This is a genomic window from Thalassoroseus sp., assembly GCF_984380535.1.
Window position 1 is genome coordinate 1 of sequence record NZ_CFHRBF010000014.1, and the last position, 25,358, is coordinate 25,358.

The 25,358-nt window shown below is 55.3% G+C and carries 15 protein-coding genes and 2 tRNA genes; 7 read left to right on the plus strand and 10 right to left on the minus strand.

What is annotated here, in order from left to right; all coding sequences use genetic code 11:
- Together AC5DDB_RS19230 and AC5DDB_RS19235 are read right to left on the minus strand one after the other, a co-directional pair.
- Window positions 1-354 (minus strand): tyrosine-type recombinase/integrase (locus tag AC5DDB_RS19230; protein ID WP_491741380.1); only part of this gene is annotated, 354 nt, incomplete at its 3' end.
- A gap of 303 nt (window positions 355-657) precedes the next feature.
- Window positions 658-742: transfer RNA gene (locus AC5DDB_RS19235), tRNA-Leu, on the minus strand.
- A 258-nt stretch (window positions 743-1,000) separates the two neighbouring features.
- Between AC5DDB_RS19235 and AC5DDB_RS19240 the strand changes: the two genes are divergently transcribed.
- Window positions 1,001-1,918 carry a hypothetical protein gene (locus AC5DDB_RS19240; protein ID WP_491741381.1) on the plus strand — a complete coding sequence of 306 codons (918 nt, stop codon included), beginning with the start codon at window positions 1,001-1,003 and terminating at the stop codon, window positions 1,916-1,918.
- A gap of 25 nt (window positions 1,919-1,943) precedes the next feature.
- On the opposite strand, the gene AC5DDB_RS19245 is transcribed toward AC5DDB_RS19240, so the two are convergent.
- Window positions 1,944-2,014, minus strand: a tRNA-Gly gene (locus tag AC5DDB_RS19245).
- A gap of 164 nt (window positions 2,015-2,178) precedes the next feature.
- Between AC5DDB_RS19245 and AC5DDB_RS19250 the strand changes: the two genes are divergently transcribed.
- A complete protein-coding gene (locus AC5DDB_RS19250; protein ID WP_491741382.1) occupies window positions 2,179-4,683 on the plus strand; it encodes an FAD-dependent oxidoreductase in 2,505 nt (834 codons plus the stop codon).
- Between the two features lie 3 nt (window positions 4,684-4,686).
- On the opposite strand, the gene AC5DDB_RS19255 is transcribed toward AC5DDB_RS19250, so the two are convergent.
- The 3 genes from AC5DDB_RS19255 to AC5DDB_RS19265 form a co-directional block, all read right to left on the minus strand.
- Complete coding sequence (locus AC5DDB_RS19255) at window positions 4,687-6,219, minus strand: sulfatase (protein ID WP_491741383.1); 1,533 nt, start codon at window positions 6,217-6,219, stop codon at window positions 4,687-4,689.
- Window positions 6,220-6,285: 66 nt separating this feature from the next.
- Window positions 6,286-7,707 (minus strand): sulfatase, encoded by a 1,422-nt coding sequence (locus tag AC5DDB_RS19260; RefSeq protein WP_491741384.1) that lies wholly within the window; start codon window positions 7,705-7,707, stop codon window positions 6,286-6,288.
- A gap of 145 nt (window positions 7,708-7,852) precedes the next feature.
- The gene (locus AC5DDB_RS19265; RefSeq protein WP_491741385.1) at window positions 7,853-9,358 is read right to left on the minus strand and encodes a sulfatase; all 1,506 of its coding nucleotides are present in this window, start codon (window positions 9,356-9,358) and stop codon (window positions 7,853-7,855) included.
- Between the two features lie 550 nt (window positions 9,359-9,908).
- Here AC5DDB_RS19265 and AC5DDB_RS19270 point away from each other — a divergent pair.
- Both AC5DDB_RS19270 and AC5DDB_RS19275 read left to right on the plus strand, forming a co-directional pair.
- On the plus strand, window positions 9,909-11,858 hold the full coding sequence (locus AC5DDB_RS19270) for an HDOD domain-containing protein (protein WP_491741386.1): 1,950 nt from the start codon (window positions 9,909-9,911) through the stop codon (window positions 11,856-11,858).
- An 84-nt stretch (window positions 11,859-11,942) separates the two neighbouring features.
- Window positions 11,943-12,542: a 5-formyltetrahydrofolate cyclo-ligase gene (locus AC5DDB_RS19275; RefSeq protein WP_491741387.1), complete on the plus strand. Its 600-nt coding sequence runs from the start codon at window positions 11,943-11,945 to the stop codon at window positions 12,540-12,542.
- A gap of 83 nt (window positions 12,543-12,625) precedes the next feature.
- Here the strand turns inward: AC5DDB_RS19275 and AC5DDB_RS19280 are convergent, their stop codons facing one another.
- Window positions 12,626-13,663, minus strand: a complete 1,038-nt coding sequence (locus AC5DDB_RS19280; protein ID WP_491741388.1) for a DUF6268 family outer membrane beta-barrel protein — start codon at window positions 13,661-13,663, stop codon at window positions 12,626-12,628.
- Window positions 13,664-14,138: 475 nt separating this feature from the next.
- Between AC5DDB_RS19280 and AC5DDB_RS19285 the strand changes: the two genes are divergently transcribed.
- Together AC5DDB_RS19285 and AC5DDB_RS19290 are read left to right on the plus strand one after the other, a co-directional pair.
- Window positions 14,139-16,370 (plus strand): hypothetical protein, encoded by a 2,232-nt coding sequence (locus AC5DDB_RS19285; RefSeq protein ID WP_491741389.1) that lies wholly within the window; start codon window positions 14,139-14,141, stop codon window positions 16,368-16,370.
- A 673-nt stretch (window positions 16,371-17,043) separates the two neighbouring features.
- Window positions 17,044-18,108, plus strand: a complete 1,065-nt coding sequence (locus AC5DDB_RS19290; protein ID WP_491741390.1) for a sigma-54 interaction domain-containing protein — start codon at window positions 17,044-17,046, stop codon at window positions 18,106-18,108.
- Here AC5DDB_RS19290 and nadC read toward each other — a convergent pair.
- Both nadC and AC5DDB_RS19300 read right to left on the minus strand, forming a co-directional pair.
- Complete coding sequence (nadC, locus tag AC5DDB_RS19295) at window positions 18,103-18,999, minus strand: carboxylating nicotinate-nucleotide diphosphorylase (protein WP_491741391.1); 897 nt, start codon at window positions 18,997-18,999, stop codon at window positions 18,103-18,105. The two genes, AC5DDB_RS19290 and nadC, sit on opposite strands and share 6 nt — an antisense overlap.
- A gap of 77 nt (window positions 19,000-19,076) precedes the next feature.
- Window positions 19,077-19,835, minus strand: a complete 759-nt coding sequence (locus AC5DDB_RS19300; RefSeq protein ID WP_491741392.1) for a peptidylprolyl isomerase — start codon at window positions 19,833-19,835, stop codon at window positions 19,077-19,079.
- Window positions 19,836-19,964: 129 nt separating this feature from the next.
- Between AC5DDB_RS19300 and priA the strand changes: the two genes are divergently transcribed.
- A complete protein-coding gene (gene priA, locus AC5DDB_RS19305; RefSeq protein ID WP_491741393.1) occupies window positions 19,965-22,253 on the plus strand; it encodes a replication restart helicase PriA in 2,289 nt (762 codons plus the stop codon).
- 165 nt (window positions 22,254-22,418) lie between these two features.
- On the opposite strand, the gene AC5DDB_RS19310 is transcribed toward priA, so the two are convergent.
- Window positions 22,419-25,313: an NPCBM/NEW2 domain-containing protein gene (locus AC5DDB_RS19310; protein ID WP_491741394.1), complete on the minus strand. Its 2,895-nt coding sequence runs from the start codon at window positions 25,311-25,313 to the stop codon at window positions 22,419-22,421.
- Window positions 25,314-25,358: the final 45 nt, after the last annotated feature.

Here is a 25,358-nt window from a genome sequence, read left to right on the forward strand (position 1 = left end):
GATATCGCTCTGGCGGGCTGCGGTGCGAATTGCCTTGGAAACCGACGACTCATGCAAATGATGACGGCGGCGAACTCCCGTTCTGGGGTCACGGCTGATTCCAGATGCAGGAAAAACGTATTTCCAGCGGAATTCGAAGGCTGCTCCAGGGGACTTCCGTTCTAAGGCATACGGTAATTCGACACTGCCGAAACCGTGCTGAAGATCGTCATTGTGGTAACCTCGGGAGATTTCGATTTGCGAACGCAGTCCTTCATGGGCCGCTTGTGGAAGCATCGTCCGGCGGTCCTTGTTTCCTTTCGCCTCGCGAATGAGCAATTCGCCTTGGGCAAAGTCGACATCTTTGACCCGCAACCGGAGTGCTTCAAGCAGAACAGACCGAGGTGCGTGGGTTGGCGCGTTGCTGTGTTCATGGTCCAGCCTCTCCCGAACGATCGGAACTGTTCAATAGTAGACCATAAGCCGCGAGGGGAGTCAAGCTTCTGCACTTAACGGATAGCGGGGAAAATTCCTGTCTTGAACGCTGAATATCGCACTTCGACCACCAGCAATACCGGAGCAATAGGTGGGCAATACTGTTACCAATTTGTTACCAAACCAACAACATCACGAAAAAAGGACTCACGTCGATTTGACGTAAGTCCATTGATCACAAAGTACCGGAGGGGGGACTCGAACCCCCACATGGTTTACCCATACTGGATTTTGAATCCAGCGCGTCTGCCAATTCCGCCACTCCGGCTGGTTCGAGCAATGTTAGCGAATCCGGCTGCGAATGCAAACGTTCGGAGAGGCTTCAAAATCGACTTGGGCGAAAATGCCGTCTTCGAGACACATGATGCGCAGGATTCACAGCTCTCCTTGCGGTGGGAATGACGGATGTGCCGCTGCGCAACGTGCGGTCGGTTCATTGAAAAGCCTGGCTGACAGCGTGAGAAATGCTACGCCGAAGCTGGGTTCCACGATCCAACACACTGCACTGGCTGTGAAAAGATTTCAAATGAACACATCTCAGAAACCGATTCGGTCGATGGCCATCGTGACTTGCCACTTTAACCCTTGTGGATATTCGCGTCCGATCCAGAATTTTGTCCGATTTGCGGCAGGAATAGCGGCGGCTGATCTGGATCTTTACGCTGTGGAGTTGGCGTTTGACGATCAGCCGTTCCAGCTCGCTTCTTACATAGCGCCGTCGCGACACCTTCGTCATCGAGTCTCGTCGGAACACGGTATCCTGTGGCAGAAAGAGCGGCTGATCAACTTAGGCTTCAGTACGTTACCCGAGCATTACGACGCGGTGGCTTGGATCGATGCCGACTTGCTGTTCGTCAATCCGAATTGGTCGAAGATTGCCTTGACCAAACTATCGGAGACGCCGGTCGTTCAGCTGTTCAGCCGCGTGATCGACACTGATGGAAACGGGCACCTGATCGACCCACCTCGCAGCGGAATTGGTCACGTGTTGAACACCCCGGCCCTGAAAGGAAAATACGGACGTCCCGGTGGTGCTTGGGCGGCCCGTCGGGAAGCTGTAGCCGATGGACTTTACGATCGTCATGTGCTCGGCGGTGGCGATTCCATCCTTGTGCATGCTTGGCAAGGGAAAGTTGGGCAGGCCCAAAGTTATGCGGCACTCGAGAGTGACTGGCTGCACGATTACGCTCGGCGACAAACGCCACGAGTCCAGGGAAAGATCGGCTATGTGCCGGGCGATGCAGTCCATTTGTATCACGGAACCCGCCAACGACGACGATATGTCGATCGCTATCAGATCCTTCACCGCGGAAAGTACAACCCTGCTACCGACATCAGTACAGAAGAAGGTCCGCTCACGTGGTCGGAATCGGCTCGGAGAGAAAAGCCTGAAATGATTGCCGAAGTTGCAAACTATTTCGCCAGTCGGCAAGAAGACGAGTGACGTAACCCAAACGTTGCTGAAGAAAAGCGGGTGAAGGGAATCGAACCCTCACATTTGGCTTGGGAAGCCAACGCTCTACCATTGAGCTACACCCGCGTATTCCGTCAAGGACTCTACGCTATCGCACGGCTCCGGGTTCGTCAAGTTTTGCCCTGATGATTCTCGCGGGCTTGAATCACATGGGGCGTTCGCCGCATGATGCGAAGTTTGGTGATCATACAGCTTCGCGTCTTGCGCTCAGACGGAATGGTAGGTACGTGATGAACAGGGCTCTTCTGCGGTGCGTGTCGTTTCTGTGCGGTGTCAGTTGGTGTCTGAATGCCGCATCTGCAGAACGCGTGGTTGAAGCGGATTTGTTGGTTGTGGGCGGGACGGAGTCCGGGTGTGCGGCGGCGGTGCAGGCGGCCCGGATGGGCGTGGCTAAAATCGTGCTCGTCAACGACATTGAATGGCTCGGTGGACAATTCAGTGTCGAAGCATTGGGCGCAATCGACGAGAACCGTGCCCACGGTTACGACGGCTCCGTGCCCATCCCCCGCTCCGGCATCTTTCGCGATGTGATCGATGCAATCGAAGAGACAAACGCAGCCCTCTACGGTGGTGTGCGTCGCCCCGGCAATACGCGTGTCATCACAACCAGTCGCCCGGTGGTCTCGGAGCAAGTCTTCCGTGAGTTACTGGCTCCCTACGAGAAAACCGGTCAGATTCAACGGTTTTCGAGTTACCAAGTTAATTCGGTCATGATGAACGATCGCCGAGTGGTTGGCGTTAAATTTGTATCGCCCAGCGATGAGGCGACACTTATCGTACGTGCGGGAATGACGATCGATGCCAGCGATTGGGGTGATGTCATCCAGGGTTCAGGAGCAGCTTGGGACGCGGGAATGGATGCGAAATCCGAGTTCAATGAACCGAGTGCCCCAGAATCCGGCGAGCCAGCGACCGATCTGAACCCGATCACTTGGTGTATGATCGTCGAACAACAGCCCCATGAGACACTGGTTCCCAAACCCGACGGCTACGATCCGCGTTACTTCACCGGACGTTGGGGTTGGATCGATGAGAAATTCGCCTACACGACGCGGCGGCTCGTTGATGGACAAGGGTACGAAGAGATCGATCACCCCGACGTGTTGCTGATCAACACGCCGCCGATTGATTACCCGCTGGATGTCTACCCGGCGGATGTCGCCACCGCATTGGAAGCGACCGAAGCGGGAGCGTCGAAAAAGAATCTGGTCGCGATGACACCGCAACAACGGGAGATTGTTTTTCGAGATGCCCGCCGTCATTCGCTGAAGTTTCTCTATCACTTGCAACAGCGGTTCCCCAAGTTTCGCACGATGGCGTTGAGTGATGAGTTTGGCACACCGGATCGATTGCCACCGAAGCCGTATATCCGTGAGAGTCTGCGACTCGTCGGCAAACACATCGTCAAAGAGTCGGAAGTCCTTGGGTTTGGTAGCCGATCGAATTACGCGACCACAATGTTCCCCGATGCGGTATTTTCTTGGCAGTTTGAACTCGATTTCCATCCCACCCAGCGTGCCTGGACCACTGACCAAGATGCCGCCGGTCCGTGGGAAGCGTCGTTTCGGGGCAATCGACGATTCGGTCGCGGCGGCACCGGCCGATGTGTGTTTCCGCTCCGAGCACTCGTCCCACAGGACACGCAAGGGCTACTGGGAGCGCAGAAAAACTTGGGTTATACAAGCATCGTGAGTTCGTCCTGCCGATTGCACGATCAATCCATTCATGCTGGTCAAGCCAGTGGTGCGGTTGCTGCCGTGAGCTTGCGACATGCCATCGCCCCGGAAGCGATTGCCTTCGACACCGAGAAACTTGCCGAGGTTTGGCAGGGGTTACTCGAACCACCTACAGGCGCACCGCTTGCCGTTTGGCCCTTTGCAGATCTCGATCCATTCGACCCCGATTTCGCGACAGTTCAACATCTCGCTTTGCGTCGGGTGCTACCGATGGGGCCGTCGGATACCGCATTTCATCCCGACGAACCGGCAACGCCCGAATGGATTAACGCGTTATTGACGACCGTTCGAAAAGCCGGCTACGAACCGCCGCCGATCATCGTGACCAGAACGGAAAGACGCCGGTTAATTGCTAAGCAAGTTTGGAAGGCGATTCAGACCCAACCGATCCCGAAACGAAACCGGGTCTCCGATAAGGATGCAGACGGCGACGGTTTGCCGGATTCGCAGGATGCCTTGCCCTTCACTCCTGGCGAAGTGTCCTGGGAAGTCGAACCAGACCGAGACGGTCTACCGGACGAACAACCACAGCAATCAACGGACACAAGAGCCTTCAATTTCACCGCTGCCAACAGCCCGCGAGCCATCGGGTTCACGCCAGACGTCGGTGGCCGATTCTCTGACGATGTTGGTTACGGTTGGCAACGTGATTTGACGAAAAACACGCGACTGCGAAATGTCGATAGCGAACCGTTACGTGACGGCTTTGTTTTCACACGCGAGCAGGATACCTGGGAATGTGCCGTTCCGAATGGAACCTATACCGTGCGAGTTTGTCTCGGAGATTCGGGACATGAGCAACACGGCCAACACCTCACGATCGAAACCGAGTCCGTCGCCAAGTCAATCGACACCGAAGCGGGGCATTATCGGGAGTTCACTCTCGAAAACGTCACCGTCAATGATGGCCGACTGACGGTGACGATTGGAACTCCGAAGGGTGGATCGAACACATGTATCAACTGGCTGATAATCACGCCGGTTGATACAAGTCCGTGAACCTTAGGGAAGCTGTGGTTTGAGTGCCTCAGTCCCATCCTGTGTCGTAACGGGCATGAGCGCGTCGTGCGTATCGAGACTAGCAACGAGTTTTTGCATCATTTTCTTCAGTTGCTTCGGATTGGACTCGGCAAGATTGTTTTGTTCAAACGGATCACTCGCCAAGTTATACAACTGGTAGTGTGAATCATCCGAAGCCTTTGATGGACGATAGTGATAAATCACTTTCCAATCCCCATCACGATAGCACGTAAAGTAGTCACTCCGATGGGGAGAGTGTGGATAGTGCATTAGGAATGTTGGCGATCGAGTCTTATCAGACTTCCCGAGCAACAACGTCTGTAGACTAGAACCATCAACAGGATGATTTGCGGGCGCTTCGGTGCCTGTCATCGTCAGAATTGTCGGAAACAAATCGATCACGGCGGCGGGTTGAGATTGAATGACGTTCGCCGGAATTGCTAGCTGGGTTTGGTTCGGATTCTGACCGTTTCGTTTAGCCCAAGCTGCAATCAAGGGGACTCGCATGCCACCCTCGTAGTGTGAGCCCTTCTTTCCACGTAACGGAGCCGCACATGCTACCTCATGCGGCCCGCCGAGTGGTGCATCGCTGCCATTGTCACCGAGGAAGAAGACGAGAGTATTCTCAGCCACACCGAGCGATTCAAAGTGATCTAGCAAGTCCCCGAGTGACTTATCCATGCCTTCAATGAGAGTTGCGAAAGCCTGAGCATTGGCCGGTTTGCCAGAGTCTTTGTAGTGATCGGCAAACCGCGGGTCGGACTCAAACGGGGCATGCACTGCATAGTGAGCCATATAGAGATAAAACGGCTTTCCAGCTTTGACTGCATCAGACACGCGGGACTTAGCTTCAATCGTGATGGCTTCGGTCAAGAAAGTTTCAGAACCGTGATACTTATCTAAGTGCGGCACCGCATGATGGGAACGACGTTTTTGGCCGTGACCGTAATTTTTCTCGGCATAGTAACTTCCCGGCGCTCCGAACGATGCCCCAGCCACATTCACGTCAAACCCCAGATTTGCGGGGTCGGCTCCCGGAAATTCTCTTGCTCCAAAGTGACCTTTGCCGACGTGAATCGTGTGATAGCCGTTCTTTGCGAGTTCGCTTGGCAATGTGACATCACCCGGCTTCAAGCCTTCCCAATTCCATTCCGGCGGACCATAGGGGCCTTTGTTGTTTCGATCCGGATTGATCCAATTCGTCACATGATGCCGAGCCGCATTCTGCCCGGTCATAATGGAACACCGCGTCGGCGAGCACACACTCATGGCATAGAAGTTATTAAAGCGAATCCCCTGCTCCGCCAGTCGTTGCATACTTGGTGTGCGATAATAGTCATTGAGTGGATACCGCTTTGGCTTTCCATTCTCGTCTGTCAAGAATGGGACTGACGTATCCATCACGCCCATGTCATCGACTAAGAACACCATGATGTTTGGACGAGGTGCATCCTCGGCGACAGATGCGGTTGTCACCGACACTAGTAAACAGACGCAAAGCAGAAGTGATCTCACGGAATCGTTTCCTTAATCGAATCGAGTGTATCTATAGAAAGGTGTGTTGCGACGCACCCTACGAGTTTAGTGAGTTGCATAACCACGTTCGTATAACTTTCGACATCGCGTTAGCACGTCTGCTAGTTTCGGATCGGCGGCTATGTTTTTGGTTTCGAGTGGGTCGGTTTGATGGTCGTAAAGTTCGGTAGCAACGACTTTGTTCGTCTTATGATTTCGCCATTCGGTGTAACGGTACCGTTTTGTTCTCAGGGACCGGCCCATGACTTCGGGTTCGTCTTTATAGTAGGCCGGCCTGGGGTGTTGGGTGTATGCAGCGGGTTGCACGTTTGCGGCGGGATCATTGAGAATCGGCACGAGGCTCGTTCCCTCACCGATCGGTTTTGGCAAATCGCATAGTTCGGCAAGTGTCGGATACATGTCTAGCAACTCGGCGAGCGAATCAGTTTTGATGCCGGGTTGATTCATGTCTGGCACGCTAATGATGAGCGGCACACGAGCGTCGAGTTCAAAGTTTGACGTCTTCGCCCACAATGTCTGTTCGCCAAGATGATAACCGTGATCGGACCAGAACACGACAATTGTATTGTCATCGAGTTTGAGTCGTTTCAACTCCGCAAGAACACGACCAATTTGCGCGTCCATATAACTAATGGCCGCCAGATAGCCGTGGCGAATTTCCATGATGGCTTCTGGAGAGAGTTCTCGATTCTTTGGCGGACGGCCAAGAATCTCCCGGCTATTGTGCCAAGCGATTCGCGGGGCGTCTTGGGGCCATTCGGGGTTCGCGGGTGGCGAGAGTTTCGAGCGATCGTACAAATCCCAGTACTTCTTCGGCGCATTGAACGGCGAATGCGGTTTCCAGAAACCTACGGCTAAGAAGAATGGTTCGTCGGCTGCTTTGCGGTCTTGGAGGGCCTCGATGGCGAGTGTCGCAATGCGACCGTCAAAGTAGGCATCGTCGGGCACGTCTCGGCATTCGCATTTCAAGTCGGAGGCGTGATTCGGTGGCAGTTCGCCTTCGACTTGGGGTTTATCAGACCCATGATTCGCAAAGTGCATCACGGCGGGCACGCTCCACGATTGCGGGTCGCCTTTGAGTTCGTGAATCCAATTGTGATAAATCTTGCCGATGTTCTGCGTGAAATAGCCGTTGTTTTTGAAATGCTCGGGGAGTGTGACGACGTTCGGCATTTTCGAACGGAAGTGCGTGGGCAGGTCCCAAATCTCCAGCGTGTCGGGGCGACGACCGGTCATCAACGAAGCCCGCGAGGGATTGCACACCGCTTGCTGACAGTACGCCTGCGTGAACAGTCGCCCGCGTTCGGCCAGGGCATCGAGGTGCGGCGACTGGACTTCTGGATGCCCTAAACATGCAAGATCATTCCGCAAGTCGTCCGCCGCAATGAAGAGCACATTCGGTCGCTCGGCGAATGTTGTGCTGACGGTGGTCAGGATGATGACGAACGCGAGTGTGTATCGTTGCATGTCAACTTCGTTCGGACTTGAGGATGGAGAATGACAGATCGAAGATGGCAACGATCAGGCAGCCGACGTGCAGATCTGTTGCCATCTTCCACGCTCCGTATGAGGATCGTCGGGTGCGTCGTTACGCGCTCGACAAAATCACCTGCTAGTCTTCGAGTTCCGGAATGGGATCGGTTGGGGCGACGTCTTTGCCTTCCCAATTGACTTGCCCATCAATGTATGTCAGCACTCGGTGCTGACTCCCGGGGGCAGGCAGCACGTCTTTTTTGGGCAACCATTTGCGATGCTCTGCGAGGACATCGGCATACTGTTTGTCACTCGCGAGATTTCGCCATTCGTTGGGGTCGACTTGCATGTCGTACAGTTCTTCGGAACCATCCGCATAACGAATGTACCGCCACCGTTCGCTGCGTATGCCGTGATTGCCTTGGTTATGCGTGGTGATCGCAGGCCATTCCCGGGTGGCTTTGGCATCCTTGAGAAGCGGCATCAAGCTGTGACCTTCGAGCGTGTTGTTCTCGGGAAGCCCACAGAGATCGAGCAGCGTCGGATACATGTCGAGCAATTCCGCTGGTCGTGTACAACGTTGTCCGGCGGTGGTTCCGGGACCGGCGAAAATCAAAGGCACGCGGGTCGAGCGATCCCATAGCGTATTCTTGCCCGTGATAGCTTTCTCGCCGAGATGCCAGCCATGATCGGACCACAACACGACAATCGTGTTCTCCCGGTGACCGCTACGTTCCAGAGCATCTAGCACCCGACCGACTTGGCTATCGACAAAACTTGTGCACGCCAAATACGACCGCACAAGGTTGGTCCATTCACCCGATTCACGAAGGAACTTCAAGCGGGGTTCGGGGAGTTGCCAATGCAAATACCACGAGAAGCGGGGCGTGTCGCTGCGGTCTTGGAAATCAGTGGGCGGCAGTTGAACTTTGTCTTCCGGATATAAGTCAAACCACTTTTGCGTGGCATAACAGGGAACGTGCGGCAGGAAGAAACCGCAGGAAAGGAAGAACGGTTTCGCATCGGACTTCCCGGCTTGTTTGGCGAGCGGACCATCGAGTTGCTCGACCGCCCAGCTGGCGACTTTCCAATCGCCTTTGTCTTCGTCCTTGTGCGGGAAGACGCCCCAATCGACCAACGGATGCGGTGCGGGAGTCTCGACAAGTTTCTGCTTCGGCCGCACCCCGACACCGGCAGCCGGGCCAATGTGATCGAATTCGTCGTCGTTCTTTTTGCGTCCGTATCCGCCGTGATAGATTTTTCCAGTCGTATAAGTTTCGTAGCCATGCTTCCGGAGATACTGCGGCAGCGAAACGATGTCTTCGAGTTCGTCCACTTGGCGAAACCACGGTGCCAATCCATAAATCCCGGTGCTGGATGGACGTCGACCGGTCATCAGACTCGTGCGACTTGGGTTACACAGCGGCGCTTGACAGTGCGCGTTCAAGAAGACGGTGCCGCGGTCGGCGAGTCCGTCGATGTGCGGCGTTTTGATCTGCGGATGTCCGTCGAGACAGCCAATCCAATCGTTTTGATCGTCAATCGCGATGAACAGGATGTTTGGTCGGGCATCGGCTGCGAATGCGATCGGTGGGAACGCTGTCAGAACCATCAGCCAACAGAGAATGCGGCTCGTTCGTATCATGAAGAATCTCCAACGGAGTGCGTCGATGAGATGAATTCGAGACAATCGACCGAAGTCCAAAACTGCGTGAATCGGCAGGTTGCGACGAAATCACTCAGGGATGTGGATCTCGGCTTTTGGTCGAGACTCATCATAACCAGATCAAACCGGCAATCCCAACCGAGACGGTTACCCGCACCGCAGCTGGTTGAAATTGCACACGAAGCCCTACATTCGATTCAAGCCGTACCGAATTCTTCAAAATCCTGGGAAACCGGCAAAGCACGAACTGGGGTTTATGAAGATGACTTGAGCGTGACCTATCTTTCCGAAAGATGGAATTCTTTCGCAGTCATATGCGCTCGCATTCCGTTACCAGCGGGGCGGAAGAGTTTCGCACGACACGTCACGAACACCGAGCGGTTAATGCTCCTAAAGTAAGCGTTCCCCACACTCCATAGATGTTTCCATTTCACCGGGCGAGTTTGGCCTTTTCGGCAGCCGGAAGCGTATTCATTTCCGAAGCCTTGCAGGCAGACAAACGACACGGTTGACTGAAAGCCGATCCCTCATGACCGATCCCGCGAAGATCTGGGCGTCTAGCCAATTGCCAACGCTGCCATCTGTCGCTGTTCAACTGCTCGAACTTTCGAACAACCCTTCAACCGAGTTGTCGATGGTCGTGAAAGTGATCAAGACAGACCCGGCGATCGCAGCGAAAATCCTGAAGGTCACGAACTCGTCGTATTACGGATTCAAGAAGGAAGTCGATTCACTCGAACGAGCAGTGTCCCTACTAGGCACACGAGTGGTCACGTCGTTGGCGTTGAGTTTCAGCTTGGTCGATGCAGCGATGTCGATCGGCAAGTTATCTGACTATTTTCAAGCGTATTGGCGGCAATCGGTTGTTCAGGCGATATCGGCGGAGGTGCTTGGCCAAGAGTTCCATAACCCCAAAGAGTTCGACTTCTTCCTAGCGGGTTTGCTAGCGGATCTCGGTCGATTGGCCATGTTGAAAACGATTGGTCCGGAATATGTCTCGACTCTGGAAGCGACCGCTAACTCCCGCAGTTGGCTGGCTGATCAAGAACGAGCGAACTTGGGGTTCGATCACGTCGAGATCGGCACAAAGCTCATGCAGAACTGGAAATTGCCTAAAGTGTTGATTGAAGCCACAAGGCATCATCATCACTCGCTGCCCGAACTTCGTGACCTTGAGAACGCGGCATCAACGACGTTGATTCGGTGTGTCGCGACAGCGACGGCGATCGGCGACTATTATTGCATGGAGAACCAAGGGCCGGCGTTGGAAAGAGTCCGTGAATTGGCGGGGACCTTTTACGAACTTCACGGTCAAACGCTGCAAGAACTGCTCGACCAGATCAAAACTCGGCTGGATGAAGTTGCGGAGTTGTTCAACGTCGACTCGGATGCCCTACGCGACCCGAGCGAGTTGCTCGTGATGGCGAACGAACAACTCGTGGAATTGGCGGTTCAGGAACGACTCAGCCACGTCGAAACTCAAGAACAGCACAAACGTCTGACGAAAGAGTCACTGCGTTTGAAGAAAACCAACGAGGAACTGCAGAAACAGATTCTGCACGACCCTCTCACCAAGATCTATAACCGGGCGTATCTCGAGGATGCGTTGCGACGCGAAACCGACCGCTGTAGTCGGCTAGCTGAACCGATCGGGCTGATTTTCATCGATATCGATCACTTCAAAAATCTCAACGACACTCATGGTCACGCATTCGGGGATCTCGTGTTGCAACGTGTTGCACGGACCATGCAAAGGACACTTCGCGGAGCCGACATTCTCGCTCGTTATGGGGGCGAAGAGTTTGTCGCGTTGATTATGATGCCCAGTGTTGAGGGAATTCGTATCGTAGCTGAGCGTCTCAGACGTGCCGTAGAAATCGAACACTTCGAAAACGACAGCACCCAAGTCCACGTGACCGTCAGTTTGGGCTGTACACTGGGAATCCCCGGTCGCGAAGACGACAACTTTACCAAGCACTTGATCGAAACCAGCGATCAAGCCATGTACGAGGCGAAATCGAACGGCCGAAATCAAGCACAGTTTTACAATCTCATGGAGCGTTCGGATCAAGTTCTGTTAGAGCAAACCAATTTGCTCCGTTTTAGTCATTGGCTCGTCGCAGGTCATCACCTTCAATCAGATATCGTGGAACAGGTTCGAAAGTCCATTCCGCCGCAACATCAATTGATCGGGCAACTCGCACGGAAGTATGGGTGTCTGACGAATGCCGAAGTCCGGCTGATTGTCGATCAGCAACAAGTCACCGAAGAACGATTCGGCGAAACCGCAATCCGCCGAGGCTTGATTTCTCATGAAGTCTTGGCGAACTTGTTGGCCTGGCAACAGGAAAACCCGGAAACATTCACTCAGTACCTTGTCAGCAATCGCGTTGCTGAAGCCCACGAATGCCAACAGTTGCTAAACGACTATCTCGATGATGTCCCCATTCGACAAGCACTAGCAACTGTCAGTGTGTAGCTTCGCTGGGGATGGTTTCACTCGGGCGGACGTTATGGGACTGGTCGACCTCACTCGTGAAACCGCAAACCAGTAGAATTCTTCGTGCCCGATCAATCGCAGTTCTCTCGCAAAGCCAGCCTGCGAAAACAGATTCTCGCCGCACGCTCGGAGTTAAGCGACCGAGACACGCGAAGCGAAGCGATCTGCAACCGCTGGATTCAATCCGATCTCCACCGACGCACCGGTTCCATCCTGTGCTATGTCAATGTCCGCAGCGAAGTCTCCACGCGGGGATTGATCGAGGCCTGTTGGCAGGCAGAACAACGCGTCGCGGTGCCCTACTGTGTGGGACAGGAACTTGCGTTGACATGGATCACGTCGTGGGATGAATTAGAGCCCGGGCGGTTCGGCATTCTCGAACCATTGGATGAGTTTCGAAACGATCCGTCGCGTTGTCCTTGCCAAGACGAGTTGGATGTCGTCTTCGTTCCGGGAGTAGCGTTTGACCGTCAAGGTGGAAGACTGGGGCACGGCCAGGGGTTTTACGATCGTTTGCTGGCGAGCCTACCGAAACGAACAACCTTGGTCGGCATCGCCTTTGATTGCCAGATCGTTGCCGAGGTGCCGACAGAACCTCACGACATCCCGATGGATTTCATTCTGACCGAATCCGCTTGGCATGCGTGCCAGGAAAGCACGTGAGTCCATCCCGGGCAATCGGTGTTTCCGATTAACAGGTTTTGTCTGGCGGTCGAAACACCAAGGCTTTTCTTGTCCTTCACGGTCTAGAAGGAGAGTTTGGCTTGTAGCAATAAGGTATCGTCGAGTGAAATTGTGGCAGAGTCGCGTTCGAACTCGATCTCACGCGCAAAAGAATAGCCAACTTCGCAGCCGAGTTTTCGTCCCCGTTGAAACGGGACTCCCGGTTCGACTCGTGGTACCGACTCCCAGCCAAGGACAACACGCCAGTCGCCGTACGTCAACTGATCTTGGCGCCCGTTCGTGTCTTCGAACGCCCAGGTTCCTCCACTGAACCCGCCGCCGAAATATCCCCAGCACTGACGTTCCCCTCCATCAAGCAGCAGAACATTGACTCTCGGACGTGGAAGTATCAGATCAATTTTCAGGGTGTCGCGTGGTTGCCAAATCAGACCGACTGCAGGAACCGCCGGCAAGTCGTTTCGTCCTAAAGCAATGACGCCTAGCGTCCAGATCCATTCCGGATCGCGAGAATAGAGCGCAAACGCGCCGCCACGAAATTGCCAGGCATCGCTGGACGTGTTATCACCGTCACTCGCAAACGCCACATTACACATCACTCGCAACGTCCAGCGATCGTTTAACCGTCGCACCCAAGACGAACCAACGACCACATCCATCACGTTGTTGGGAAGCTCGAACTCATCGGTCGATTGAAACTCGGTCCAGGTATACCCCAGTTGAATCATCGGTGGCGGCGGACCAAAAACGGGATACGTGGGCACTTTGACCTGTGCTCCATACGACGCAATCCCAACCGGACCGTTCGCCGGGAGCCATTCGGCAGTGGCGTCGACAAACGGACGAAACCGATTCGGTGACGCAAAGACCGTCGATGGCTGCTTGACCTCATTCGCCGCCCGAGACATGTCCTCGATGACTGGTGATGGCATCAGGTCATCGATTGTGGTTTCCGTCGGGAGAGCCGCCACACGCTGCGGTTCGGAATTCACAGGAGGAGTCTGCGAAACTCCGGTCTTGGAGTTTAGAAGAACCGCGGTCGCAAACAGCAAGATTACGAACTTACCAGACGACACCGTGATTGGCTGCGAAGTCTCGACCATCAGACTTTCCGTTGTAGCTGTGTCATCACGGAACCGTTGGCCCCATCGAAGCGATTTCGACGACATGCAAGTTTATGCACGCATTGTCAACTGTATCGACGGAACTGGCCGCACCGATCCAATCGATATTTCAACCACTCCCCATTGTCTCTCGTTCGTACCCAGGGTCTTAAAGCAGTTTCTGGTTGACGTGAGCGGCTTTAGTCTTGTGGAAGCTGGAGAACAGAGCAAATTCGTGTCCGTCATGGACACTAGAAACCGGAAATCGGTTTAGACTGCGGAATTGGCAACTCGCACGGGTCGTTCCGGTCATGTGACTGCGGAGAACGCGGTTACAGTCTGTCGTTATAATCGGCGATACGAAATTGATAGGAGGTTTTACGTCCGCAGGTGGCGAAAAAACTCTCGATTGTCGTCCCCAAACCTGACTAGAATTAGACACTCACACTTGATGACATCTCTGGGAGTTGATTGCATGCCGCCTATGAATTTTCGGTTTGTCTGGACCATTCCGATTGTAGCGGTTGTACTGATTCAACCCCTCGAACTCGCTGCTCAACAAACGACGGACGATGCCGAAGCGTCGCCGTTGCTCATTGAACCGGAAACTCCGGAAGCCGCGTTCGAGGCGGCTCGACTCATGATTCGGCTGGGACGTCCAGAACTTTCCCGCCGCTATCTGCAACAGTTTCTGGATACGAACCCCGATGATGCAACTTTGCTGAACCTGCGGGAGAAATTCGGGCCGGGAGTCTTTCTAAATCTCGATAACAATAAAGCCCTTCGCCCGGAAAGTACGGAACTGCTAGACCGTGTGAACGAAGTCTTCCGCAAGAACGCGGCTGACCCGAAACGCGTGGACCGGTTGATCGACGACCTGTCCGAAAGTTCTCAGAAGCGTGCCGAAGCGACGACCGCCTTACGCAATGCTGGTCCGAATGTCGTTCCACGGATGATTCAACGTCTCGCCGCTTCTCAGGGTGACGAACGCGATTATTTAATGGTGACTCTGATCAAAATGGGTCCGCAGGCGGTTCCGCCGATGATCGGAGCACTCAGCTCGGACAACGATGATCTTCGCTCTGCCATTATTGAGACAATGGGGCATATCGACTCCGTATTGAGCATTCCGCATTTGTGGTATCCAGCGTTTGGCTCCGATCAACCGGCCGGCGTGCAATCTGCCGCCCGAAGAGCATTACAGCGGTTACTCGACCGTCCTCGGGCAAGTGACATCAACGATTTCGAAGCCAGCAGCGATCTACGACAGACCGCACGACGACACTTGCGTGGCGAATACCCGTGGCCGACATACACCGAAGATTCAGACGTCACCATCTGGGCGTGGGACCCGCAACAGAACACCGTCACGCCGATCCCCATGCCCACCGAGGCGGCTTCGTTGTACGAAGGTAGTCGACTGGCTCATGATGCAGTTCGTCTGTCGCCGAGAAATCGTGACGTTCAGGGATTGTATTTGGCGTTGGCTCTCGGTTCGGAAGCCTACCGCAATGGCCCGGGACAACCGCTGCCGAAGGGTCGCGGAACTGTCGCCAATACGGCTCTCTCCGCTGGCATGGACGTCTTGAACGAAGCACTCCACGAAGCCCTCAACGCCGGCAACGCGATTGCTGCGGAAGCAATTGTGCCATTGCTCGGTCAATTATCATCTCGAAACGACCTCGCCACCGTAGGTGGACCGTCACCTTTGATCAAGGCGCTGTATTCGCCGGATCGCCGAGTGCGTTTTGCCGCTGCAGAAACGATTTTGGGGCTCGATCCACACGAGCAATTCGAGCATTCCGCACGCGTGGTCAGCGTTCTCACGCAGTCCCTCCGCGATGACGGCACCAAAGCCGCCTTGGTCGTCGATCCGAACGAAAGCCGGGCGATCGACATGGCCGGGCGTTTCAGTGAAATCGGATTCAGTGGCGGACCATTCACTGCCGCAACCGGCCAACAGGGTTTCCGCATTGCCGCCAGTCGGAACGATATCGAACTCGTCGTGGTCAATGCGAATGTCTCCCGCTGGCCACTTTCGCAATTTGTCGCCAACTTCCGATCCGACTCGCGAACCGAGTTGCTTCCCATCGTGATCTACGGACCGGAACGTGTCGAAGCCAATGTGCAGTACCTCATTGACCATTACCCGCAAGTGAAGTTTATTGTCGAACCGGCCTCGACGGATTTCCTCGAAATGCAAATTCGTCCGTTCTTGGATGCGACCGCCGGTCGGCCACTTTCGCCGGAAGAACGCAACCGTTACTCCGGTGCCGCAACGTTCTGGTTGGCTGATATTGCCGATCGTCGCCGGACAAATGTATTCCCGATCGAGTCGGCCGAGTCGGCCCTGAGCGATGCCATCGAAGACCCGGGACTCTCACGAAATGCCATTTCGGCACTTTCTTCGATTGGTAGCGAGTCGGCACAAACTCGGTTGCATAACGTCGCTGTAGGTGCGAACTATCCTGCAGAGACCCGCGAGTCGGCGGCTTGGCAATTGGCGTTTCACATCCAACGTCACGGTCTATTGCTGCGACCGACCGACATTGTCCAAATCAAGGACGCTCTCGCCGCCGCTCAAGAACCACAGTTAGTCACCGCACTAACAACCGTGATGGGATCGCTCCGCCCGGATGCGACTCGCTCCGGCCAGCGTCTTAGCAACCTGACACCGCCGCTTCCCGTGCTCCCGCCGAAACCGTAGTTCCTGAACGATCCGTACCAGAAATTCATTTCTCGGTCGCCATCTTACAAGCACGGCTTTCTCAATCCGGCTGACAAAACGAGCAGCATGCCCATGACACAACGTGGACATGCTGCTCGTTTTATGTCGCCCTCCGACGCAAATCATCACCGCCAAAAACTGTGAAGCAGAGGTCGTCGAACCTCTCCGCAGACCTGTCGTTTCCGACATTGCCGCTCGCATCACATAATGAACCTGGCCAAATGCTCTCGGGTTTTATGAAGTTGCGGCGGGCTCTTCGTGCCGCCAACGAACTCAATTTGCGTGGCACACGATATGCACGCGAACTCCAATCGATGTCACAGATCGAAGTTCCCCGATTAAGAAGACGTTGAAACCGCATGAATGCATCAACAATAAGCACAGAAGCCCAATAAATGTGCACAAAACATGCTTCCTCAAAAGTGTTATTGGAAACTTTCTTAATGTGCGGCTTCTTTGTTACCCATTTGAACGACGATCGCCTATAATTCCGGCAAATACCGCGCTCAATCTTTTCGGACTTTTGCGAACAGGGGTCACCGACTCGTCAAAGTGTTCGACGCTGAGCATCCGCCGGAACCTGGGTGCTGTCGACCACGTTCTGTGATGACGTTTCCACCTTCTGTTTGCCAATTCCATTTGCTGTTCTGAAATGCCTGCCACCGAACCATCTCAATCACCGCCTTGGCCGCTGATCGACGGACTGATCGGATCTAGTCCGCAGATGGTCGAAATCTGCCGTCTCACGCGTCAAGTCGCTGGAACGTCGGCAACGGTGCTACTCACCGGCGAAACCGGAACCGGGAAAGAACTCATCGCCCGTGCGGTGCACGAACTCAGTACCCGCGCGACGGGTCCTTTCATTCGTGTGAACTGCGGAGCACTCAGCGAAAGCTTGCTCGAAAGCGAATTGTTCGGACACGTCCGTGGTGCGTTTACCAGTGCCAACGAAAACCGAACAGGTCGATTCGAAGCTGCTCATGGGGGAACGATTTTCCTCGATGAGATCAATTCGATGAGTTATAAGTTGCAGGTCAAACTGCTGCGTGTCCTCCAAGAACACGAATTCGAACGCGTGGGAGATACGAAAACAATCAAAGTCGACTGCCGAATCGTGGCGGCGACCAACCGTGATCTGGTCGATGAGATCGAAGCCGAACGCTTCCGCGAAGACTTGTACTACCGGTTGAATGTCATTCCGATCGACATTCCCCCACTCCGCGAACGTCCTGACGACATTCCTGCGTTAGTCGAATTCTTCGCTGCGAAGTACGCGGAGACCAATCAGCGACCGAACCCGGAACTCACACCGGATGCCGCCCGATTGCTCCAATCTTACGCCTGGCCCGGAAACGTCCGGGAACTGCAAAACTATGTGGAACGGGCGATTGTGTTGTCCACCGAACCGATTTTAACACCGGAGCTGTTCCCCGCTCATGTGCGAGGCTTGGCTCCTGTGCGAGTGGCCCGTAGTCGAACGAAGGACCTCGATGGCCTGTGTCGCGAGTTGGTGACGATGGGTATGGCCAACGGCGATACCGATGAAGGAGACTTGCACCGGCAAGTTGTGTCGCTCGTCGAGAAAGAATTGATTTCTCAAGTCTTGCACAACAGTCAGGGTGTGCAAACCAAGGCGGCGTCGCGGTTGGGAATCAATCGGAACACGTTGCACAAGAAAATCGACGAGTACAACCTCGGTTCCGACGAACGCTCATGAAAGCCAATCGAAGGCCAAATCGAGAGCAACCGCGGAGTGCGTGAGACCACCAATGCTGATTCGTTCCACGCCGGTTTCCGCGATTGGACGAACGGTTTCCAGCGTGACACCGCCAGATGCTTCGAGCAACGTCCGCGAGCCACGCTTGTCCCGCATCGCGACAGCGTCTGACAATTGCGATGGCGTCATGTTGTCGAGCAGCACGATTTCGGGATCGCCGTTGAGCGCGTCGGCCAATTGATCGAGCGTGTCGACTTCGACTTCAATCGGAACCTGCGGACCAAGTCGTTCGCGGGACTGCCGAATCGCATCGGCAATGGTGCTGCCCGGATGATGCGTCGACCACGCCGCCAGGTGGTTGTCCTTGATCAGACAACCGTCGTACAAGCCGATGCGGTGATTATGCCCCCCTCCACACCGGACGGCGTATTTCTCGAGCACGCGATAACCGGGGTGCGTTTTGCGGGTATCGAGAATCTTCGCTTTTGTGCCCTCGACGGCTGCAACGAATCGGCTGGTCAGTGTCGCGATGCCGCTGAGATGCGTCATGAAATTTAACGCAGTGCGTTCGCCGGACAACAACGAACGCAACGGCCCGGACACGATCGCCACTGGTTGACCGGGCGAAACGGAATTGCCATCGGGCGTGAGCGTTTCCCAGTTGACCCGTTTGTCGAGAACAGCGAACACGTCCGAACCCACCGGCCCACCGGAGAGAAACCCGTTCTGCCGAGCGGTCACTTGCACCTTGGCGGTTTCAGACTCTTCGATCAACGCTCGACAGGTCAGATCGCCGGCATCGTGTAAGTCCTCCCGCAACGCCAAGTTGATCAGTGGTACCGCGGCGTCGCGTTCGAGGGGATTAAAAACCGGCGGGAGTCCAGGGTTCATTGCGAACAGATCCGGTGGGTCAGGCGGTGCCCGACATTCTTCGTTGGTTTCGTCAGGCACAGCCTGACCTACGTCAGTTATTCAGTTTCCTGAACGGCGTTTTCCTCCGAAGGTTCATCGGAATCGGTTTCTTCTTTCGTTTCCGGTTCGGATTCCGGTTTTGATTCGTCCGTTTTCGACTCTTCGGCTTTCTCCGTTTTTGGCTTAACGGGTTCTTCGGAGATGATGGTCGCCTTCTTCACTTCATCCAAACCGGGGAAATTCTCCTCGAGAAACGCGTTGCCCATCATTTGAATCTGTCCTTGGGTCTGCGTCGTGCGTTCGCCATACTCGCCGTTCAGCGAATCGACCACATCCATACCTTCGACGACCACACCAAACGGAGAGAACCCCATGCCATCGAGTCGGCTGTTGTCCACAAAATTGATGAACACTTGAGTGGTTCGACTATTCGGTCCCGATGTGGCGAAGGAAATGGTTCCGCGTTGGTTCGACGTTTTGACCGGATCATCGGGGATGACTTTGTCCTGCCATTCACGACTGACTTCCGGGTCTCCGCTAATTCCGAATTGAGCCATAAACCCGGGCACGACACGGAAGAACTTCACGCCATCGTAGAAACCACTTTCAACCAATTCCCGAAAACGTTTCGCTCCTTCTGGTGCCCATTCCGGACGCACCTTGATGACGAAATCGCCTTTGGTCGTCTCGAACTTCACGCGGAAGCCCTCACCAGCTTTGACGGGTGCAGCCGGTTCCGGTTGCGGTTCAGGCTCTCCCGAACATCCCAAAAACATCCCCAGCAAACCGACGCCAACCCAAGTCCACCTAGACATCGCGAACCGTTCCCTCTAAGACAACAGACAAAATCACCGACGTGAGTTTAGATTCTCGACCCAACAATCGCTAGCGTTCCAGAAAAGCCTGGCCCGTTCCGGTCGCTAACGTTCGCATCCCGATATCGCATGTCTGAATCCCACCAGAAACGTTTATTTGCTGAGGAAGTTCCTTGGGAAGCCGCCGGTCAGGCAGATCAATGGTCCGCGGAAATCGTCTTCGATTTGCCGGTCGATCAAACGTTTCACTACCTCGTGCCGGACCCGCTTCGCGAGCAACTCCAGGCCGGACAACGGGTGCGGGTGCCATTTGGTCAGGGGAATCGGCGGATCGTGGGGTTTTGTGTCAGCACCGGTCCGCCGCCGTCTCTGTCGAAACGGATGAAGTGGGTGGAAGCGATTGTCGACCCGGCTCCGCTCGTCACACCCCAGATGCTGCAACTCACGCGATGGATCGCCGAACACTACCTGTGCAGTTGGGGAACGGTGTTGCATGCGGTGGTGCCGGCGGGGGTCAAGAAGAATGCCGGAACGCGGATGGCCCGCGTGTACCAACTTGGCGACCCCGACCGGTTGGCGGCCGATGTCGCCTCGCTGACGAAGAAACAACAGGCGGTGATCGACGTCATTCGTTGTGCCACGCAACCTCCGACTCAAGCACAGATTTTGGAACTCGTCGGCTGCGGACCATCACCGGTGAAGACGTTGGAACGTCGCAAGTTGATTGCCTCCGAAGTTGTGCGGACATCGACATCTCACTTCGACACGCCGATTGCAACGCCCGTGACCGATTTGGAACTGAACGAAGACCAGAAGAACGCTGTCGCCGCTATTTGCGAGGTGCTGGAATCGCGTGAGCACCGCACAATCTTGTTGCATGGCGTGACCGGCAGCGGCAAGACGGAAGTGTATATTCAGGCGATTCGCGAGGTCATCAGTTACGGTCGACAGGCGATTGTGTTGGTGCCGGAAATCAGTCTCACGCCGCAAACGATCCGCCGGTTTCGCAGCCGATTTGATTCCGTCGCTGTGTTGCACAGCCATCTCGGCGATGCCGAACGTCATTGGCATTGGCAACAAATTGCCGCCGGTCGGGTGTCGGTCGTTGTGGGAGCCCGCAGCGCCGTGTTCGCTCCGACGCCGCATCTTGGATTGATCGTCATCGACGAAGAACACGAGACGACATTCAAACAGGAAACATCGCCACGATATCACGCCCGCGAAGTGGCCCGGCGACGATGTGAACTCGATCGGATTCCGCTGGTGCTCGGTTCCGCGACTCCCACGCTGGAATCTTGGCAACGTGTGCAATCAGGGGCCGATCAATTGGTGTCGATGCCGCGACGTGTCGAAGGATTGCCGTTGCCGCCGGTGGTGTTGGTCGATATCCGCAACGATCCGAAGATCGGCAGAGGGGCGGCAATCGGGCGAGCCCTCGACCACGCGATTCGGCAAGCGATCGAAGATGACGGCCAAGTCATTCTGTTTCTCAACCTGCGAGGGTTCTCCCCGGTGTTTTGGTGTCGGGCGTGCGGCGAATCCGTGACCTGCCCGAACTGCGATGTCACCCTCACTTGGCATCGTGACAAGGCGGCGGCTTTGTGTCATTCCTGCGAATACACTTGCGACCCGCCACTGCAATGCCCGGCGTGTGGCGACGCGGGAATTCGTCACGTCGGTGTTGGTACGCAACGGTTGGAAGCCGAAGTGAAGGCCCGGTACCCCGAGTGGAACTGCTTGCGGATGGACAGCGATTCCATGCGTGGTCGGGGCAGTCACGATGAAGCCTTGGAACGGTTTCGTTCGGGCGATGTGCAGATTCTGCTCGGCACCCAAATGATCGCCAAGGGCTTGGACTTCCCGAATGTGACGCTCGTCGGTGTGATTGCAGCGGACACGATGCTGCATCAACCGGACTTACGCGCGTCGGAGCGGACGTTTCAACTCATTGCCCAAGTGGCCGGTCGGACGGGGCGAAGTGAACGGGGCGGACGTGTGCTCGTGCAGACGGCGATGCCCGCGGAACCGTCGATCCAATTTGCCGCCAAACACGATTTCATCGGGTTCACCAAGTTAGAACTTTCCCAACGTCAAGCGATGCATGTGCCACCCTACCGACGATTGGCCCGTGTGATTGTGCGAGGTCCCGTTGAGGCAGATGTGCAAGCCCAGATCATGACGATGGCCACCACACTTCGAGAACACGCGACCCGCTTAGAGATTGACGACGACGTGTTAATTCTCGGCCCGGCACCGGCACCGCTCACGCGGCTAAAGACGTTTTACCGGTATCATTTACAGATCAGTGCGGAAACACCGGAGGAAATCCACACGCTCTGGCGTAATGCCGTTCCCGACTTCCCGGATGTGAAGGACATCGAATTCGCCATCGACGTCGACCCCCTCAACATGCGATGACGTTGTTCTTTCGACGCCGAGTCGGCGAATTGACACGGGGGGGTCATTCGACGTCACACGGGCGCTCATCATGAGGATGGAAGATAGAGGATAGAAGATGGAAAATAGAGGGTGGCAGATTTGTCCTTAAATCAATCCGCCATCCGCCATCCGCGAAGAACTCCCTCACTCGACGATCGTGATCTCGCTCCAGAAGGCGGTGTCATTCCCCCCGTTGCCGGCGTTTTGCACGTCCAAGCGAACTTGTTGGCCGGCGAATTTGGCGAGATCGACGGTCACGTCTTTCCAGGTTGGTTCGTTCGCCCCGCCGATGATTTCCTCGTGAATCTGTTCGCCGTTGGCCAGCACACGAAGCTTCCAGTCGGAGCGATAATCATGACTGACTCCCAGTTTCAACTTCGGTGAGCTACCAGCGGGAAAAGCCATAGCGGCACGGAATTGACTCGGCTCGTTTTTATACGGACTCGTCCGCAGAACGTTTTGTCGTCCGCCGTGCTCGCGAAACAACAGACACCCCGATCCGCTACGGTCCACCGCAAACGCCGGAGCCACTTGCGAAACGGCCCATGGATATTCCTGTCGACGGTAGGTTTCCACGAGCACTTGCGCATCGTCTTTGACTGGGGTGTGTTTCCGTTTGAGCCACTCTTTGTAGTCGTGGAGATCTTCCCAGTTTCGGGCCAGGTACACTGCATCCAACCAAGCCGCATTGCCGTCGAGACAGTGAAGATGAAAACCGGTCAGTGAAAACTCGCCGAAGTCGTTGACGATGTGAACTGTCTTCTCCTGCCAGTCCTCGGGTTGCTTGTTGTCGAGTCGTCTTGACTTCTTGTACGGGTCAACCGGATGTCCGCTGTAATACCGATAGCCGGCTTTCAAGCCGCGTTCAATTTCCCGCATGCCGGTGAGATCGCCCCAATCTCGTGCCCGACGATTGCGAAGCATTGGCATTTCCGGGTCAGCACCGATCTCCCCATCGTGGGCGATTTCCAAACCGATGATTTTTCCGCCGTCTTTTTTCCAGGCGAAATGCAACATTTGATACTCACCCAATCGCGGATTGAACCGAATCGGTAGGGGTTGCTTTGTCAGATTGAGACCGCCCCGCCCTGGCGGAGTCACCCGTAAACTGCGTTGTCCGCTCCGCACATCATCAGTATCGATGCTCGCCGTACCGGTGCCGTAGTCCAGTGAGTCGACGAAGTCGGCTTCCTCGTCGAACAGGCTGACCAACCCCGGATGATGCGGCAAAATGCCGATGCCTCGGTAGTCGATGGCCGATCCCATTTCGACGGGTTTCGGTTGGCCGTTGTCATCGGTCGGCACCCACTGCACGATTTCCACTTGCACCGGACGGCCTTGCCAATCGTGAAGTGGTACCGCGAGGGCTTGCGGATCGAGATGTCTCCGCACGGCAGGTGCATCCCAGTCAGCCACCACTTGGCCGTTGAACAATACGACCAATCGACTATTCGGGACTTTGTTGGCCACCTGTGCGACTGCGATGCTGAGCCAACGGTCTTCGGGTTCGAACGTCATCGTCCGCGTGAATACTGTGAACGAGTCCTCAACCGCCATCCCGATGCGATACCGTGGCTCGTATTCAATCGTTTCGTCCCAGAACGAGAACAACCGCAGTTTCCCCGCGGCTTCCGAGGATGCCCAATCCGCCAAAACGGGAATCGCTTGGAGACTCCGCTCGTGGATAACTTGCCAAAGCTGGTCGGCGTCGAGCGTGAGCGTCGGGCCGAGCCAATTGACCGAATCGCGAATGTCGAACGGGTCGGCGCCTGAAGGGCGACCGCTCAATACGGGATCGACGGTCAACGTCAATTGTCGATCAGGTCGGTTCTCGACCGCCGGAAGTTTTAACTCGCCGGTTTCGAGGACTTTCTCCGAACCGATCAGCAACTCGCTCTCGTACAAGGGGTTGGGTTGGGTATCCATTGTCACGCGAACACGCACGCAGCCGCCTTTGCCGGTCGATTGATCCAACCCAAACCGCGAGCGAAACGCTGTCGCGAAGGCCGGTAGCGCAAATGTCAACGAATTCTTGGCATGCACGCCAAACCCGGTGGGATGTTCCTCATTCGCTGAACGCAGCGTCTCGGCGTGCACGCTGCGATCGGTCCGCCAACGGAGTCCGGTTCCAAATGTCGACTCCTGTTCCACCGCGATCGGCGCAATGAGTGCCAACGGCACGACGTGCGGTTCGAAAAACAGCCAACTGCGAATCGTGGGAAATCGCACCCAGAACGGATCCAAACTCCAAGCGGGTTGCAGCCGTTGTAGCCAAGATTCTGACCTGTTCCGATCACCATAATGCTCCGCTTCGAAGCGTTCCGTCGATGTCGTTGCCCGGAGACCATCGGTGGTTTCGATGCGAATAAGACGAGATTTTCGATCCGTCACCAACTTCGTCAACGATTCGGTGTACGCATCCCAGGCGTCTCGCGAGGGCAGGTGAATCTCAGCGATTTCCGCAAACGAGAACTGTTCCAGACCGCCCGAAGTCAGCAGAGTAATTGCACCGTCTGACCATCGTAGCGACCGAAAACTGAACCGCCGACCATCACGAAGGAACACATTTCCCGGTTGGAATTCCCGATTTGGAATTGCCTCCCAGATCACACGTCGAACGTCCGACGCTGCAACACGAATGGTTCCAAACCGAGATTGTCGCGGATGATCCAACTCGATCGCCGGTTCGACCAGCAAATGATCGACCCACTGAAAAAATGGCGAGTTGTGTTGCTCTCCAAACCCCACGACCCGGCCTGGCAACCGATCGCCTCCATGGAACTCCACGGCGGGACCACTCGTGGACGGCAACGGAGCGGCCACGTTCATCATCCATCGGAACGGGAGCTTGTCGTCAAAAACGCGTTTCTGGGCGAGATGCGGATTTGCTTTCGCATCATGCCATTCATGGACGGTTTCCTGACTGACTCGTGTGGCATCTGCCAGTTCGGCGATGTACTGCGTCTCGGCAGCGAACACCGACAACGAACTTAGAGCAATCAGCCCGACAATTCCAAAACCCAAGTGTCGAATGGTCACAAGCACTCCCCGTTCGAGTCTCAACGGATTTGACGCTCTCGATTC

Excerpts from the sequence above, each read along its gene's own strand:
- AC5DDB_RS19270 (WP_491741386.1), top strand. The coding sequence starts at position 9,909 with ATGACCGATCCCGCGAAGATCTGGGCGTCTAGCCAATTGCCAACGCTG.
- AC5DDB_RS19240 (WP_491741381.1), top strand. The coding sequence starts at position 1,001 with ATGAACACATCTCAGAAACCGATTCGGTCGATGGCCATCGTGACTTGC.
- AC5DDB_RS19280 (WP_491741388.1), bottom strand. The coding sequence starts at position 13,663 with ATGGTCGAGACTTCGCAGCCAATCACGGTGTCGTCTGGTAAGTTCGTA.
- AC5DDB_RS19265 (WP_491741385.1), bottom strand. The coding sequence starts at position 9,358 with ATGATACGAACGAGCCGCATTCTCTGTTGGCTGATGGTTCTGACAGCG.
- AC5DDB_RS19260 (WP_491741384.1), bottom strand. The coding sequence starts at position 7,707 with ATGCAACGATACACACTCGCGTTCGTCATCATCCTGACCACCGTCAGC.
- AC5DDB_RS19250 (WP_491741382.1), top strand. The coding sequence starts at position 2,179 with ATGAACAGGGCTCTTCTGCGGTGCGTGTCGTTTCTGTGCGGTGTCAGT.
- priA (WP_491741393.1), top strand. The coding sequence starts at position 19,965 with ATGTCTGAATCCCACCAGAAACGTTTATTTGCTGAGGAAGTTCCTTGG.
- AC5DDB_RS19300 (WP_491741392.1), bottom strand. The coding sequence starts at position 19,835 with ATGTCTAGGTGGACTTGGGTTGGCGTCGGTTTGCTGGGGATGTTTTTG.
- AC5DDB_RS19285 (WP_491741389.1), top strand. The coding sequence starts at position 14,139 with ATGCCGCCTATGAATTTTCGGTTTGTCTGGACCATTCCGATTGTAGCG.
- nadC (WP_491741391.1), bottom strand. The coding sequence starts at position 18,999 with ATGAACCCTGGACTCCCGCCGGTTTTTAATCCCCTCGAACGCGACGCC.
- AC5DDB_RS19290 (WP_491741390.1), top strand. The coding sequence starts at position 17,044 with ATGCCTGCCACCGAACCATCTCAATCACCGCCTTGGCCGCTGATCGAC.